General features: G+C 61.0%; 15 protein-coding genes. 14 read left to right on the forward strand and 1 reads right to left on the reverse strand.

What is annotated here, in order from left to right; translation table 11 throughout:
• The first annotated feature begins 152 nt into the window (after positions 1-152).
• From ACTHND_RS17750 to ACTHND_RS17815, 14 genes are all read left to right on the forward strand, one after another.
• A complete protein-coding gene (locus ACTHND_RS17750) occupies positions 153-4,499 on the forward strand; it encodes a strawberry notch-like NTP hydrolase domain-containing protein (RefSeq protein WP_440179302.1) in 4,347 nt (1,448 codons plus the stop codon).
• Between the two features lie 107 nt (positions 4,500-4,606).
• Positions 4,607-5,539, forward strand: coding sequence for a DUF7146 domain-containing protein (locus tag ACTHND_RS17755; protein WP_440179303.1), 933 nt, complete (start codon positions 4,607-4,609; stop codon positions 5,537-5,539).
• Positions 5,540-5,765: 226 nt separating this feature from the next.
• Positions 5,766-6,695, forward strand: coding sequence for a DUF2493 domain-containing protein (locus tag ACTHND_RS17760; protein WP_440179304.1), 930 nt, complete (start codon positions 5,766-5,768; stop codon positions 6,693-6,695).
• Positions 6,696-6,849: 154 nt separating this feature from the next.
• Positions 6,850-7,962 carry a Fic family protein gene (locus tag ACTHND_RS17765; RefSeq protein ID WP_440179305.1) on the forward strand — a complete coding sequence of 371 codons (1,113 nt, stop codon included), beginning with the start codon at positions 6,850-6,852 and terminating at the stop codon, positions 7,960-7,962.
• Positions 7,963-8,270: 308 nt separating this feature from the next.
• Positions 8,271-8,684 carry a single-stranded DNA-binding protein gene (locus tag ACTHND_RS17770; protein WP_440179306.1) on the forward strand — a complete coding sequence of 138 codons (414 nt, stop codon included), beginning with the start codon at positions 8,271-8,273 and terminating at the stop codon, positions 8,682-8,684.
• Between the two features lie 61 nt (positions 8,685-8,745).
• Complete coding sequence (locus tag ACTHND_RS17775; RefSeq protein WP_440179307.1) at positions 8,746-9,057, forward strand: DUF4326 domain-containing protein; 312 nt, start codon at positions 8,746-8,748, stop codon at positions 9,055-9,057.
• Between the two features lie 161 nt (positions 9,058-9,218).
• Positions 9,219-10,037 (forward strand): ParA family protein, encoded by an 819-nt coding sequence (locus ACTHND_RS17780; protein ID WP_440179308.1) that lies wholly within the window; start codon positions 9,219-9,221, stop codon positions 10,035-10,037.
• Positions 10,034-10,972, forward strand: a complete 939-nt coding sequence (locus tag ACTHND_RS17785; RefSeq protein WP_440179309.1) for a ParB/RepB/Spo0J family partition protein — start codon at positions 10,034-10,036, stop codon at positions 10,970-10,972. Before ACTHND_RS17780 ends, ACTHND_RS17785 begins: the two co-directional genes overlap by 4 nt.
• A 133-nt stretch (positions 10,973-11,105) precedes the next feature.
• Positions 11,106-11,654, forward strand: coding sequence for a hypothetical protein (locus ACTHND_RS17790; protein WP_440179310.1), 549 nt, complete (start codon positions 11,106-11,108; stop codon positions 11,652-11,654).
• Positions 11,645-12,640: a relaxase/mobilization nuclease domain-containing protein gene (locus ACTHND_RS17795; protein ID WP_440179311.1), complete on the forward strand. Its 996-nt coding sequence runs from the start codon at positions 11,645-11,647 to the stop codon at positions 12,638-12,640. The genes ACTHND_RS17790 and ACTHND_RS17795 overlap by 10 nt, the downstream gene beginning before the upstream one ends.
• A 98-nt stretch (positions 12,641-12,738) precedes the next feature.
• Positions 12,739-13,047, forward strand: coding sequence for a hypothetical protein (locus tag ACTHND_RS17800; protein WP_440179312.1), 309 nt, complete (start codon positions 12,739-12,741; stop codon positions 13,045-13,047).
• 20 nt (positions 13,048-13,067) lie between these two features.
• Complete coding sequence (locus tag ACTHND_RS17805) at positions 13,068-13,499, forward strand: DUF1810 domain-containing protein (protein ID WP_440179313.1); 432 nt, start codon at positions 13,068-13,070, stop codon at positions 13,497-13,499.
• 71 nt (positions 13,500-13,570) lie between these two features.
• Positions 13,571-14,479, forward strand: a complete 909-nt coding sequence (locus ACTHND_RS17810) for a hypothetical protein (RefSeq protein ID WP_440179314.1) — start codon at positions 13,571-13,573, stop codon at positions 14,477-14,479.
• A 32-nt stretch (positions 14,480-14,511) separates the two neighbouring features.
• Positions 14,512-15,141, forward strand: coding sequence for an SOS response-associated peptidase (locus tag ACTHND_RS17815; protein ID WP_440179315.1), 630 nt, complete (start codon positions 14,512-14,514; stop codon positions 15,139-15,141).
• Positions 15,142-15,158: 17 nt separating this feature from the next.
• Here the strand turns inward: ACTHND_RS17815 and ACTHND_RS17820 are convergent, their stop codons facing one another.
• Positions 15,159-15,953 carry an SOS response-associated peptidase gene (locus ACTHND_RS17820; protein ID WP_440179320.1) on the reverse strand — a complete coding sequence of 265 codons (795 nt, stop codon included), beginning with the start codon at positions 15,951-15,953 and terminating at the stop codon, positions 15,159-15,161.
• Positions 15,954-16,035: the final 82 nt, after the last annotated feature.

A 16,035-nucleotide genomic window follows, 5' to 3' on the forward strand; every position in this document is an offset into this window, starting at 1 on the left:
TCTTGCCTCCTTTGCGCGGCGCCTGATCCCTGCATCAGGCGCCGTCTTTCATTGGCCCGGCTAGAGGGAGAGGCGGCGGGGCAGGGAGTGAGCCAGGTGCGAAAGAGAAAGCCCTGGTTCGTCATTTCCACACCTTTCGCGAGGATTAATCGATGAACGCCATGCTTCCTGCCACCTCGTTGGCAACCGCCCATTCGTTTTCAGCCCACCCGACTTCAGCCCATGCGTCCCGCAAGGTCGCCGAGGCAACGTACACTGCCGCAACGGCTTTGTTGCCCACCATGGAGGTCGGCGGCCGCATCAACGCATCGGTCTTACGATCAGCGATGCAGGCGGCTTTCCGGGGCACCGATGCCGAAGGCGCGTGGGACTGGAAGACGGCATATGATGCGTGCGGGATCGCCAGTGTCCTGTTCATCCGCAAGTATGGCCAGGTCCTGAAGCGCAAGGTGCCGGCGGCCTCGGCCCTCCTGCCGACCCTGCACAAGGTGGCCTCGCTCCTGCCGACGCACACCCGTCGTTCGGTCGACAGCCAGACCTATCAGCAGTTCTCGACACCCCTGCCGTTGGGCTGGGTCGCCGCGGCCGCCGCGCAACTAGATATTGCGGATTTGGTCCTTGAGCCATCGGCGGGCACGGGCATGCTCGCAGTGCTGGCCGAGATGATGGGTGCCGGGCTTATCCTCAATGAACTGGCGCCCGGTCGGGCCGATGTGCTCGATCTCCTCTTTCCGCGGGTGGCGCGATCCCGTTTCGACGCCGCCCAGATCGACGACTACCTCGATCCGGCACTGAAACCCTCGGTCATCCTGATGAACCCGCCATTTTCGGTGCTGAAGGGCGTCAGAGGCCCCGTCCAGGGCGCGGCGATGAAGCATATCCGTTCCGCCCTCCACCGGCTGGCGCCGGGCGGGCGCCTGGTGGCGATCACGGGCGCTTCCTTGTCGCCGGATGAGCCGGCCTGGCGGGATGCCTTTGTCGAGGTCCAGCAGGTCGGGCGTATTGTCTTCAGCGCTGCGATCGACGGATCTGTCTATGCCAAACATGGCACGACCGTCGAGACGCGGCTGACCGTCATCGACAAGGTGCCGGCATCTGACCCAAGCTTGCTGCACGCGTCCCATGGCATGGCCCAGGACGTTGAAACCCTAATGAGATGGATTGACGCTGACCTGCCGCCCCGCCCGGCAGTCTCCCATACCGCTTTCCGGGGCGCCGCATTGCCAGCGAACGTTGCGGGCGAGTCGGCTTTTGAGGGCGCGAGGTCACGAAAGCCTCTCAGAACGCCCCAGGAAGCCGCTGGGGTGCCGCTCGACTACCACGCGGCGGATTGGGCGCCCGATCCCGCCACACGGCTCTCCGAGGCCATTTACGAGCCATATAGCCTTCAGAGCCTCCGCATCCCGGGCGCGAAGCCCCATCCGACCGTCCTGGTCCAATCCGCGGCCATGTCATCGGTCGCGCCCCCCAAGCCGAGCTACCGGCCGCATCTGCCCGCCGGGGCGGTCGAAGCAGGGCTGCTGTCGGACGCCCAGCTGGAGTCGGTGATCTATGCTGGCGAAGCCCACGGCGCGCACTTGTCAGGCTGGTGGACGGTCGACGATACCTACGATCTCGTCTCCACAGCGGCTGAGGGCACGGACGGCGCCCTTCAATTCCGGCGAGGCTGGTTCCTGGGCGATGGCACCGGTGCCGGCAAGGGTCGCCAGTCCGCGGCCATCATACTCGACAACTGGCTGAAAGGCCGCCGCAAGGCGCTATGGATATCCAAATCCGACAAGCTGCTGGAGGATGCGCAGCGGGATTGGTCAGCCCTGGGCCGCGAACGCCTGGAAGTGACGCCATTGTCCCGGTTCAAGCCGGGCGCCGTCATTCCGCTCGACGAGGCCGTCCTGTTCACCACCTACGCGACCCTGCGCTCGGAGGAGCGTGGCACCAAGAAATCGCGCATACAACAGATCGTGGACTGGCTTGGCCGCGATTTCGACGGGGTGATCATCTTCGACGAGGCGCACAGCATGCAAAATGCCGGCGGCGGCTCGACCGAATGGGGTGACGCCGAGGCGTCGCAGCAGGGGAGGGCGGGCCTTCGCCTGCAGCATGCCCTGCCTGACGCCCGTGTGGTGTATGTCTCGGCGACGGGCGCAACCAACGTCCATAACCTGGCGTATGCCCAGCGCCTGGGGCTGTGGGGCGGCGAAGACTTCCCGTTCGCCAACCGGGCGGATTTCATCGCGGCGATCGAGAACGGCGGGGTGGCGGCCATGGAGGTCCTGGCACGCGACCTGCGCGCGATGGGCCTCTACACCGCCCGATCGTTGTCCTACGAGGGCGTTGAATACGACATGCTGGTCCATGACCTGACGCCTGAGCAGGTGCGGATCTACGACGCTTACGCCGATGCTTTCGCCATTATCCACAACCATTTGGACGCCGCGATGAAAGCGGCCAAGGTAACGGGCGATACGGGCACGATGAATCGCCAGGCGAAATCTGCCGCAAAGAGCGCCTTCGAGAGCACGAAACAGCGCTTTTTCGGTCATCTCCTGACCTCCATGAAGACGCCGACCTTGCTGCGCGCCATCCAGCAGGACCTTGACGCGGGCCATAGCGCGGTCATCCAGATCGTCTCGACCGGCGAGGCCCTGACCGAACGTCGCCTGTCGGAGGTGCCGACCGAGGAGTGGAACGATATCCAAGTCGATATCACCCCGCGCGAATACGTCCTGGACTACTTGCGGCATTCGTTCCCGGTCCAGCTATATGAGCCCTATTCGACGGATGACGGCAAGGTCGTCTCGCGCGCCGTCTACAAGGATGGCCAGCCCGTTGAATGCCGGGCGGCCGTCGCGGCTCGCGACGCGTTGATCGAAAACCTTGCCAGCCTGTCGGCGGTACCGGGCGCGCTCGACCAGATTGTCCAGCATTTCGGAACCGATGCCGTGGCCGAAGTCACCGGCCGGTCGCGCCGTATTGTCCGCAAGGGCGACCGCTATGTCGTCGAAAGCCGGCCCGGTGCCGCAAATCTGGTTGAAACCCAGGCCTTCATGGATGACCTGAAGCAAATCCTGATCTTCTCGGAAGCGGGCGGGACCGGTCGGAGTTACCACGCCGAACTGTCGGCCAAGAACCAGCGCCTGCGTGTCCACTATCTGCTGGAGTTCGGCTGGAAGGCGGATGCGGCCGTCCAAGGGCTGGGGAGGACCAATCGCACCAACCAGGCACAGCCGCCCGTGTTCCGGCCGATCGCAACCAATGTCAAGGCGGAGCGCCGGTTCCTGGCGACCATCGCCCGCCGGCTCGACACTTTGGGCGCCCTGACCCGGGGCCAGCGCCAAACGGGCGGTCAAGGGTTGTTCCGGCCCGAGGACAATTTGGAGAGCGTCTACGGCCGCGATGCCTTGCGTCAGCTCTACAAGATGATCCATGCCGGCAAGGTCGAAGGCTGTTCGCTTCAGAAATTTGAGCAAATCACGGGGCTGCGGCTCTGTGACGAAAACGGTCTCCGCGACGACCTGCCGCCGATCAATACCTTCCTGAACCGCCTGCTGGCCCTGACGATCTCGATGCAGGAACTGCTGTTCACCGCGTTTGAAGACCTGCTGTCCGCCAAGATCGAGGGCGCCATTGCGGCGGGTACATACGAACTTGGCCTGGAGACGCTGCAGGCGGTGAGCTTCCAGGTGTCCGACCGTCAGGTGATCAACCAGCACCCCACCACGGGGGCCGAAACCACAATGATCAGCATACGCCGCCGTTTGCGGTCTGAGGTCATGACCGTGGCGGAGGTCCTGGAGAAGGCAGAGGCCCGGGCGGGGATTTTCCTGGTCAATGGCAAGACCGGACACGCCTGCTTGCAACACCGCACACGCGGGCTCTTGCTCGAAGATGGAAGCGTGGAGGATCGCGTCGTCTTGATTGGACCAAAACATGAACGCTTTACATCCCTGGCCTCGATGGCTGATAGTCATTGGCGGGTGGCTGAGCGCGCCACCTTCATTGGCGCGTGGGAGGCCGAGGTTGCAACTATTCCAGAATTTGCCGAAGACACGCTCCACGTGGTCTCGGGTCTGTTGTTGCCGATCTGGAACCGGCTGCCGGGCGAGGGCGCGCGCGTCTACCGCCTTCAAACGGATGAGGGCGAACGGATAGTGGGACGGTGTGTATCGGCGGCCTGGGTCGCCAACGCCAGTGCGGTCGGCGGCGTGACGCTGGAACCGGCTGATGCCCACGCGGCTCTGATGGAGGGCAAGACAATCCTATCGTTGGCGGAAGGGCTTCAACTGCGCCGTGTTCGCGTCATGGGGTCGAACCGCATCGAGTTGTCGGGCTTTACCGATAGCATGCGTGACCGGCTCAAGGCTTATGGTCTCTTCCACGAGATCATCACCTGGAAACTACGCATGTTCGTGCCGGTCTCGGCCGAAGGCATCGTTGCCTTGGGCCATGTGCTCGGCGCCTGGCCGATCGAGCGCGTAAGCGAGAAGGAGGCAGGCTGATGGTCATGTCCTCCGCCAGCGAATTGGCTTCCTTGTTGGCGAGTCGCGCGGAAGCCGTTTGCCGAACCTATCTGCCCAATGGCAGGAAGGAGGGCAATTACTGGCGAGTGGGGGACGCCACAGGCGTCCCCGGTCAGTCCCTGCATGTCCGTTTGCGCGGCCCCTTGGCGGGCAAGGGCGCAGCGGGCAAATGGGTGGACGAGGCGACCGGCGAGTTTGGCGACCTGCTCGACATTATCCGTCTGAGCCAGGGGCTGACAGAGTTCCGCATCGTCCTCACCGAAGCGTCACGCTTCCTGAAGCTGCCCGACCCAATGCCTGCGATCACTCCGGGGCGCCGGCGGGCGGGCCATCCAACCGACCGCGCTAAGGCGTTCGCTTCACGCCTGTTCACATCCAGTCGGGCGCTCAAGGGGTCGATCGCCGAGATCTACCTGAACAGTCGCGGGATCGTCTGGCAACCGGACTTCGAAGCCCTGCGTTTTCATCCGCGTTGCTTTCATGGCTCTGGCGAAGGCGGAAAACCCGTGTTCTGGCCAGGTCTGATCGCATCGATTACGGACCTGCAGGATGACCTGACCGGTGTATCGCGCACCTTCTTGCGACGCGACGGCCTGGAGAAGGCGCCGGTAGAGCCAAAGCGGCGATCCAAGGGTGACCTACTGGGAAACGGCACGCGTTTCGGGGTCGTGGCGGATATATTGGCGGTCGGGGAGGGGCTTGAGACGACCCTGTCCCTGCGGGCGGCCATGCCATCGGTACCGCTGATGTCGGCAACCAGCGCCAATCACCTTTCGGCCTTGCTGTTTCCGGCCAGTGTGCGGACGCTTCTGGTGATCCGCGACAATGACCATGCCGGCGATGCGGCGACTGACGCCCTGTACGCCCGCGGTCAGGCGGCCGGCCTCGACGTCCACCTCGTGGCGCCGGAGCTTGACGACCTGAACAGCGACCTGGTGACGTTCGGAAGCGAGCGGCTCACCGCTCATGTCCGGTCGCAGCTGCCGCAAAACCTGGTCGAGCGGTTCGTGTTGGCGTGACCGCCAAGTGGGACTTCGCGTCCCGCCAGTCCTCTCCTCGTCGAGAGGTGCCCGCGCAGCGGCCTTCTTCAGAGGGCGACCGACCCCATGCGTCTGCTGGCCGCAAGGCTTAAGCCTCCTCCACTGCGTTTCGGCCGGCGCGAGCGCCGGTGCAGCCAGCAGGTCGATGGGGTTTTCGGCGCCATGAAGGCCGGCAGGCGCCGGTCACATGACGAGGAAAACGGACATGACCTATCAAGACGCAGAATTTGAACCCACACATCAAGGCTCATCCACCGACCACTATCTGACCGAGCTTGAGCTATACGGCTATCGCCCCAACCTTGACGAACCTGACCCGCGTCCGATTCCAGAAGATATCCAGGTCCAGGGTGCCGTCCTTGAAATCATGGACGTTCTCGTCGGCACTTTCGATGACACGGCCATGGAGCCCGATCTGGAGGACCTGCTCTGGGGCGCCGTCAACCTGTTCCATCGCGCGGCCGACCGTCTTGGCCGTGAGCTCGACGACAATGAAGTCGCGCAGCGGCGCGGCCAGAACGAGCAGGATGGTTCCGAAGTCAGGTCTGTGGAACTGGAGCGTCTGATCGTGGCAGGACGCGGACTGATCGGGCGGCGTGACACCTTGGAGGCGATGCGTGACCAGGCGGCTGACCTCTACCAGTCCTACATGCGCACCCCCTGGCGCCCGAAATACGGCTCGCAGGTCAACCACAAGGCCATGACGTCCGCCATGGTCGATAGTCGCGACTACCTGGCCGCGAAGCGCAAGGCAGCCACCGAGGTCTTGATGCCGGCTGGCCCCAAGATCGCCTTCACCGGCGGCCTTGATTATTCCGATCACCGCCTGATCTGGGACAAGCTCGACAAGGCTCATGGGCAGCACCCCGACATGGTTCTAGTCCATGGTGGTTCGCCAAAGGGTGCCGAACTCATCGCCGCCAAATGGGCCGATCATCGCAAGGTGCCGCAAATCGCCTTTAAGCCGGATTGGAACAAGCACGGGAAGGCTGCTCCTTTCCGGCGTAACGACCAGATGCTGGAGTGTCTGCCAATCGGGGTCATCGTGGTCGCTGGTGGCACCGGTATCCAGGAAAACCTGGCTGACAAGGCGCGCGCCAAGGGTATTCGCGTTCTGCGGATCGGGAGCCAATAGGCTCCATTGCATTTTCTTTTCCGGCTTGATCCGGCATTTGTTCGGGCGGTGCCGTTTATCGGTCACAGCATTAAAACCAGTATGATCGATAAAGCTGGTGTTTATCGATCATTTTTGGTTATATTGTGATCGATAAATGGAGTAATTATCGATCATGGTCTGGAACTGGCAACACGAGGACTGGCCAGAATTTAGCTGGGACAGGGATAAGGTGACACGCGCCGAGATGGCCTTCATAGAGGGCGCCGGTGTCGTCGTGGGCGCCTCGAAGCATTTGGGCCAGCGTGACCGTCAAAACCTGAGCATTGCCTTACTGAGCCACGAGGCGGTTGATACGTCCGCCATCGAGGGTGAGCAACTCGACCGCGGCAGCGTGCAGTCGTCGATTCAACGCCAGCTCGGTGTCGCGGGTGACCGGCGTCGGGCGTCGCCTGCAGAAGTCGGTATCGCAGACATGATGGTCGACCTCTATCGTACGCTCACTGAACCGCTGGCGGAAGCAGATTTGTTCCGTTGGCATAAAATGCTAATGAACGGACGGTCCGATATAAGGGACATCGGCTGCTATCGGTCTGACGCCGAGCCCATGCAGATTGTCTCCGGCGCGATCCATGACCCTAAAATCCATTTCGAGGCGCCTCCGTCCGACCGTATCCAGTTTGAAATGACGCGTTTCATTGGTTGGTTGGAGTCGACGTCGCCCGCGCAAGGTGGCACCCTTCCGGCAGTCACACGTGCGGCGATTGCGCATCTTTGGTTCGAAAGCATCCACCCGTTCGAAGACGGCAATGGGCGTATCGGTCGTGCCATCGCCGAGAAAGCCCTCGCTCAGGGCCTGACAACCCCAGCCATCACAGGTCTGGCGGGTACGCTGCTTGAACATCGCAAGAGTTACTATGCAGCACTTGAGCGCGCGAGCCGCACTCTCGACCTTGACGAATGGCTCGCCTGGTTTGCTGCGCACGTACTCATGGCTCAACAGCGCGTCACCGCATTGGTCGACTTCGTCCTTGCCAAGGACCGTCTGCTGGCAGGTCTCCGCGGCAAGCTCAATGTCCGACAGGAAAAAGCGCTGCTGCGAATGTTCGATGCCGGGCCCGGTGGTTTCCTGGGGGGGCTGAGCGCGGCCAACTACATATCGATCACGGGGGCCACCACGGCGACGACAACGCGCGACCTTTCGGAACTTGTGTCACTGGGTGCCTTGGTGCGTAGCGGTGAGCGCAAGTCCACCCGTTACGTCCTCAACCTCGCGCCGTCCCCCTGAACCATTTGGCGGCAATGATGGAGCATTTCACCATTCGGTCCAATCACCTTTCGAGGCCAGTGGTTGCCGAGCGGTCCATCTCGATGACGTAGCCTCCGGGCCTTCCCTGCGAGCCGGCTGTTTCCTGCGATCAAGCATGCAGACGTAGGCCGGCCAGCGTCACGCCCCAAGGGCTTTGCCCTGCTTCACTCCGTTTCGCCCCTTCGGGTGTGGCGTGCCACCTTGGCCGGCCAGTTCCGTCGCATGATCGCGGTGAGGCCGCGGCCCGATGGGGATGGGCCCCAGGGGTGAACATCATGGAGACTAAAATGAACAACGTCGTCAACCTCATCGGCCGCCTGGGTGAAAAGCCGTCGTGCCGCACCCTCAACGATGGCGCTCGCGTCGCCAATCTCTCGGTCGCCACCGACGAAGGCTACAAGGACCGGGACGGCAACTGGGTGAAACGCACGGCCTGGCACCGTCTCACCGTCTGGGGCGACAAGCGCGTCGAGTACATCGAAAAACACTACGCCAAGGGCGACCTGATCCAGTTTACCGGGCGCCTCGGCTATAGCCAGTCCGAAAGCAATGGCGTGAAATATCACAATGCCGAACTGATCGGCAGCACGTCCCTGCTGGCGCCCGCCAGCCGGAGCGAGACGGACCAGAAGGCGAAAACGAGCCAGCGCCAGAAGCTACAGGAACCCCGCTACGATCTCGACGACGAAATCCCGTTCTAATCAAGTCAACCCGCCCTCCGGTGCCACCGGAGGGCTTTTCCCGTGCTAAGGGGTTTGAGTCATGTGTAAGGTCTTGAACAAACATCATGCAGGCGTGCCCGCAGGCGCCGTCTATATCGGTCGTGGCTCCAAATGGGGCAACCCATTTGTCATAGGCAAAGACGGAGACCGGACAGCGGTCGTAGACAAACATGAACGCTGGCTTGTGTCCCAGCCCGACCTTTTGAAACATATTGATGAACTGCGCGGTCGGGACCTGGTGTGCTTCTGCGCGCCAGCGAGATGCCACGGCGAGATCCTGCTCCGGCTGGGGAATGCGTCACGAGACGAACGTGTGGCGTGGTGGCGAAAGATGCGCAAGGTCATCCGCTGACGCTCTCGCTTGCAAGCGGGTTCTTGAGAGTGATGCCTTGCGCCCGCCGAACATTCGCGGTCAAGTTGTCAAAATGAATTATCGCGTGTACGAAATGACATATCGAACGGACGAAATAATATATCGTCAGTGCGATATGTCATTTTAGCACGAGGTGATCTATGAAAATTCTTGTCTTTGCCAATCAAAAGGGGGGCGTTGGCAAGAGCGCGATCGCTACGCAAATGGCGCACTACCTCCGACGGCGCCAACTGTCAGTCCTATTTCTCGACCTGGATCACCAGCAAAACAGTTCACGCCCGCTGCGCATGAACCCGAATGTGACTTGCGCGGCGTTTACGGCTTGCCAGTTGTTGCAGGGGGAGGGACGAATGGCATTGCCAGACGCCGGGTTCGTCCTCATTGCCGGCAGTGAAGAGCTCTCCCAGCTAGAACGTCAGGGTGAACAGCACAACCGTATAGCCGCAAGGCTCCGGGCCGCGCTCTCCGATGCCAGGGGTTTTGACGTTTGCCTTATCGATACCAATCCTAATCCAGATATTCGCTACGGCGCGGCTTTGATATGCGCAGACTACGTCCTGGCGCCGATCCAGTTGAACCAGGAGGCCATGGAAGGCATAGGCGCCCTCTTAAACCATTCCCGGTACGGCCTCGCGCGGATCAAGGCGCTCTTGAATTCCCGGCTGGAGTTCATGGGTATCCTGCCAAATCTCGTTGAATCCACGCCATTCCAGCGCACCAACCTGAAATGTCTTATTTCGCGGTTCGGGTCGCGACTGCTTTCGGGTGAAGCGCAAGGGAAGCCGTGGTTCGCGCATATTCCCAAGCGTTCAGCCATTGCGGAAGCGCAGGCGGCCGGCCTTTTCCTTCCGGACCTGAAGAAAAGCGCAGCCCGCGAAGCCTGGCACGAAATTCAACCGGTCTTCGACCTCATGCTCGCTAAAATGGGCATCGATGGTTGGACGGGAGACCGCACATGATCGCGCCCACCATTGACCTGGATGCGCTTGAAGCCTTCGAAAAGCTTGAACCCACGGCGCCGGCAGGAAAGCCGATGATGGTGGATACCGGTCTCATCCATGAGGATCCGGAGCAGCCGCGAAAAGTCTTCGATGATACCAAGCAGCGTGAACTCTGCACCAGTGTCGCCGAGAGCGGCATACGAATTCCGATTTCAGTACGGCCACATCCCCAGCTGCCGGGCCAGTACATGTTGAATTTCGGGGCCAGGCGCCACCGGGCCGCCGTCGCCGTGGGGTTGGCGCATGTGCCCGCTCTTATCGAAGACCTCCTAAGCGATTTCGACCAAGTCATCGAGAACCTTCATCGGGCGGAACTTTCTCCGATGGAAATGGCACTGTTCATATCCGGCAAGCAAAAAGGCGGTATGAAACCGGCTGAAATCGCCCGGCGTCTCGGCCTGTCCCGATCAGCCATCAGCAAATATTTCGCCCTGGTCGATGCGCCCAGCGAGATTGAAGCTACGTACGCTTCGGGCCGGACCACTTCGCCAGACACGCTCTATGATCTTCGGCAGGTCCTTGATCGCTGGCCGGAAAAGACGCGGGCATGGCTGGCAAGCGATGTCGACGTTACCCGACGATCTGTTGAACACCTGAAGCGGCACCTCACGGAGGCGGAGAAAGACCAGATGTCTGGCGCCGCGGGCCGCGATAAGGCCAGCCATCGGACCGACCACATTCGGCACCCCCTGCTCAAGGTTCGCATCGGGGAACGGCCTGGCGTTTTGGTTTTGAACCGGCGCAGCGATTTGGACAACCATGTCCTGGTCAGGTGGGATGATGGCGGCGAGGTTCAACCTGTCGAGGTTCAGGCGATTCAGGTGGTGGCCCTTGAAGACGGACGCAGTGGACCGGCAAAACCACGCGGCCGGCGAAGGGAGCTGCGGCGATGAGGAGATTGGCGAAAAGTTTCGCATGCGAAACAGCGTCACGGCCTGTGGCGGCTCAGATGGTTTTCGTTTTTTTGGATTGGCAGGATAGGCTGAACGCCGAAAATGTCACACGGACATGGCGTGGCGGTGCCCGATGAGTTCAGACGGCAAATCCGGTGCGCGGACAAATCTCCTCCACGTCGACCTGAAAGACCTAAAGGCGCCGTGGCTGGCCTGGTGCGCAGCACAAGGTCTCACCCCAAGCGAGGCCGTCCGGCGCGTTCTCCGCGAGACCCTTGATGGTGCCGCAGGGCCCGCAGCGTCGATCTCGCCCGGAACTGGAAAGGCGCAGGTGGATCTAAAGCGCCTGGAGATCCGAATGTGCCCGAAGCAACATGATGCCATGCGCATCGCCGCGGACGCGGAGGGAATGAGTCTTCCGCGCTGGCTCCAGGCCTTGGTCATTGTCCACTTGCAGAAACGCTCGCAATTCGGCCGACAGGAGGTCGAGGCTTTAACCCGGTCCAGTCAGGCATTGTTGGCGATCGGCCGGAACATCAATCAGCTTATCCGGAACCAGGAGGCTAACCCGCGTGGCGATGGGTTGAGCCTGGACCAGCTCAGCTTTGTCCGGGATCTGATAACGGAACACACGCGCGAGGTTGCGAAGCTCCTCGTAGCGAATTCGGCGAGATGGCAGTGACCCTCCTGCCTAAGTCCTATGTCGACGGCTTCCTGGTGGAATGGGAAGCGAACGAATACGCCGCCGAAGTGCGGATGTCCGGGCAGAGGTCAAAAGCCCTGAAACCAAACCTCGCCAATCGTGCCGGCGGCACCGCCGCCCGAGCGCAGCAGGTGCGCGAAAAGCTGAAACGCACCGTGCGGGCTACGCCCGAGGTCGTGGTTAAAATCACCTCGTCTTGTCGTGGCATAGGACAGGTTGGTCGACACGTCGACTACATCAGCCGCAAGGGCGAACTTGAACTCGAGGACCAGGATGGTTTCTTGCTGAAGGGCAGGGATGATCTGCGCGAGCTGAAGGCGGATTGGCAAGCGAGCGGCCCGGAGCCCATCGCCCGTACCAGCGAGCGACGGGACACCTTGAACATTGTGTTCTCGATGCCGGCATTTACCGATGAGGTCGCCATGAAGCGTGCGATACGCGCCTTTGCGGCGGACGTCTTCAACGGTCATCAGTATGTCTTCGCCTACCACACCCAGGCTTCGGACCCTGATCCGGATCCTCCGGCACACCCGCATGTCCACCTATCTGTAAAGATCCAGGGCCGGGACGGTCGGCGGTTGAACCCGAGGAAGGCTGACCTCCAACAGTGGCGGGACGGATTCGCGCAGGCGTTGCGGGCGCATGGGATAGAGGCGAACGCCACACACCGGCTGGCGCGCCTGCAACGGCATCGGGGCCCAAGTCGTGCGAAGCTCGCCATGGAGGCACGAGGCCAATCCGCTTCGGCAAAGCCGACGTCGAAAGCGGCCAAGACCCACGGCGCCTTAGGGGAAAAACGCCTTTCCTATTACCGCGTGGTTACAGACGTACTGGCAAGGTCATCATCTGCCGAAGACCGAAAACTGGCTACGGAACTGGCAACCTTCTTAGAGGAGGTAACAATGGGACCGACGAAGCGTGTGCGCGCAGCGGATGCAAGCCCGAGGATTGAGCGTGAGCGCTAGACACAACGTAGAGGCCAATTCCCCACTGATTTTTTACGCGATGCGGAGTCTCCTCGACAGCGGGGCATCCGACTTCGTTCGCCTTTGAGGACATTGCAATGACCGCTATTCCCGCCGCCCTTGGCGCCGCCAACGACGAAGAGGCGATCGCCCTGACACTCGAACGCTATCGCGCACATAGCCTGACCCCTGCCGAGGTCGAAAAGGACCTTCTGCTGTTGTTCGATGCCGAGATCCACCCCGCCCGCCGCAACCAGTTGAAGGAATACATCACAGACATTTCAAACAAGGTGGCGAGCGGAGAGCTGGAAAGCGAGGATGCCGCTTCGGATGTCCGACAGATGATCGGCTACTGGGTGTCGCAAAGCGAAGACTTGGGCGAGCTTTTGGAACTCGGCAGTGACTGATTTCGGCATTGGATGCGGCCATGCGGGATGAGTTCAACCTCCAAAGATTTGTGGACGCGCAAGCGACCACCTACGCGACGGCGCTTGACGAGCTTCGGGCTGGCAGAAAGCGTTCGCATTGGATGTGGTTCATCTTTCCCCAGCTGCGGCAATTGGGGCGGTCGGCCACAGCGCAGTTCTATGGCATCGGGTCTTTCGCCGAAGCGACCGCTTACTACGATCATGCTTTGCTTGGGCCACGCCTGGTCGCCTGCACGCTTGCGACGTTGAGCGCCAGGGCTCCTTCGCTCACTGCCTATCTGGGAACCCCCGACGATTTGAAGTTTCGATCCAGCATGACATTGTTTTCCGCCATCGCACCTGACCCTCAATGTCCGTTTAGGCAGGCGCTCGAACGCTGGTGCGATGGGAAGCCCGACGGCGCGACACTCGACCTTCTGTCGGCATCGTGAAGATGCCGAGGGCTTGACTCTTGGAATGAGGGAGAACAAATATAGAACATTAACTTTTGTGGATGTTCGCGATGAAGACGTACTTGTTCAAATTGAAAAGCCTGACCGATGTGCTTCGGATCGACGTCGTGTCACGTGACACGGTGCCCAAGGCCGGGGACAGCCTGACGATCTTCAATTTTCCAGCCGTGGAGCGGTACGTAATCGATCGTCTCGAGCCACGTACGGAGTGGTGGCCGCACGACCATTTCGACCAGATGGCCCTGGTCGTTCATCTTGACTCGGTGGTCCAGACCGTCGCGACCAAGAGCAATGTGGTCGCCTTCAACCAGGATGTCGACATCGAGACGCGATTGGCCAAGATCGAAAAGGTGGCGCGGAAGTCGATCGACACGTCGCTTCAGTTGGAGATTTCCCGAAGCGACTTTCTGGCGCTTTGCCACGGCTCCGGGCTGTCGGTTCACCTAGATCAGGTCGATGCCTTTGCCTATCACGATATCCCGATGCAGGTCGGCGACGTGGGTGAGTGGAATGAAGCGACGTCGTTCACAGGTTACTCGGATGATCGCCACGTCTTCTACGTGACCTGTCCGGGCGGGACGCCCTTCGTCATGAATGGCAAGCTCCTAGAGGTGTCCAAGCTCTTCTATGAGTGCAGGATGAGCGCAGACCTGGCGCTCGCCGCGGCGATCTCGGAAGCTATCGATCGAGGCTGCACGGAAACGCGCGGCCTGAAAAACGCCATGCGCGAGATGTTCAGCCTGATGCAGGAGGGGATCATGCCGATGTATGACGGCGCACAGGAACTGACGCGCATGACGCAGCCGGCCTATGCGGCAAGCCTCGAAAAAGCCTGGGCTGACCGGGACATGCCGGTCGCCCCAGAAGGCACGCGGTTTGTCGAGGTGTCCGGGATTGCTCGCATCGATGTCGAAGGTCTGGTCGATGCGCTGACCGGGATCAAGCCTAGCCGGCACTGATTGGCGTAAATGTAGCGTAAGCGGGTAAGCGTATGTGTGGGAAATATGGTGGTCCGGCCGAGATGGCCGTCTATGCGGGCTATCTGGCGGTTGATCCGCCTTTCAGGAATTTGAAGAACGAGGACACCATGCTGGCCGGAAAGAAAGTTGATCTGCTGGCGCGCAATAGCCAGGGACTTCATGTCCCAAAGGAAATGGAATGGGGACTGATCCCGCCGCGGTATAATGCGGCACCTGAACTTTGCGATAAGCGCCTGTTCCATGCCCGCATCGAGACCGCTCACCAGTTAGAGTCTTTTCGGGAGCTCTGGCGCCGGAAGTGGCGATGCCTGTTTCCAATGGACGCCTTCCATCAAAAGGTAAAGGCCGGTAGCGACCTGTTCGGCAAGGGCGCGAAGGGCGCCAAGCTGGCCATAAGCCGGACCGACGGACTGCCACTGGGAGTTGCCGGGATCTACAATGCGATCAAGACTGACAAGGGACTGCTGTTGACCGCAGCCATGCTGACGCGCGATCCCGGTCCTCGGATGGCGCAAATTCACGATCGCGAGCCGGTTGTCGTTGAACCGAAAGACTTTGCGGCCTGGCTCGATGGCGCGGACACTCTCGACCTGCGCTCACCCTGGGCGGACGACGGCTTCACCTATCGTATGGTGGCATGATTGCGAGGCGGCGCCGCCTAAAACAAGTCCAACTGTGGCGAAGGCGCCGGCGGCGTTTTGGCAGGAGCATCTTCGTGCTTGCTTTCCAAGTGGGACGGAGTCGCGGTGGGCGGATCCCACTTAAGGCCGTTGGCGACGATCTTCAGAGCGTCATCCGGTAGAGGCTTTTGCAGGGCCTTGGCCTCATTCCAAGGCAGGGTGAGCCATTGCTCCACCTCTTCAGGCGTGCGCAAAATGACCGGCATGGCCTTGTCGTGATATTGTGCGACCTCTGCATTGGCTTTCGTCGTCAGGAAGGCATAGAGGTCAGAGGTCGTCGGGCCTTCCTTGACCTTGCGGACGCTTGTCCACTCTGGCGTCCAGATGCCGGCGAAGAAGAACAGCGGACGGTCTTCATCGAGGGCGAACCAGTAGTTCTTGAAGGTCCTGCCAACCTGATCCGGTTCGGCGAACGATGTCGCTGGCACGACACACCTGTTCTCAACCTCCAGCCAGGGCTGCCAGTGCGGCAGATATGAGCGTCGCACATTTGTGGTGCCGCTGTCGTACTTCTTGGTACCAATCGCGTCTTCCGATGATGGCATGCCCCACCGGCATACGGCCAGTTCCCGACCTTCCGCGGTATTGCGTACGACAGGACCGTAGCCGTTCGCGAAAATATCAGGCTGGGCCTTGAGGTTATCCGCGTTCGTAGCCACACGCAGGAACTTTGCGAATTCCCGGATAGCCTCCTTGTTTGACACCATGGAGTAGAGATTGCAGATGTGGACGGCCTCCCAGCTTGTCAGGTCTAGATAGTTGTTTGACTCGATCGCTTGCTATCAGATGTCCGGCCTGTTTGTGCGAGTCAAGCCCCGCTGGCCGAGATGGTGTTCGCTACGCACGCTCCAAACA

Source organism: Asticcacaulis sp. (assembly GCF_051954415.1).
Classification (GTDB): Bacteria; Pseudomonadota; Alphaproteobacteria; order Caulobacterales; family Caulobacteraceae; genus Asticcacaulis.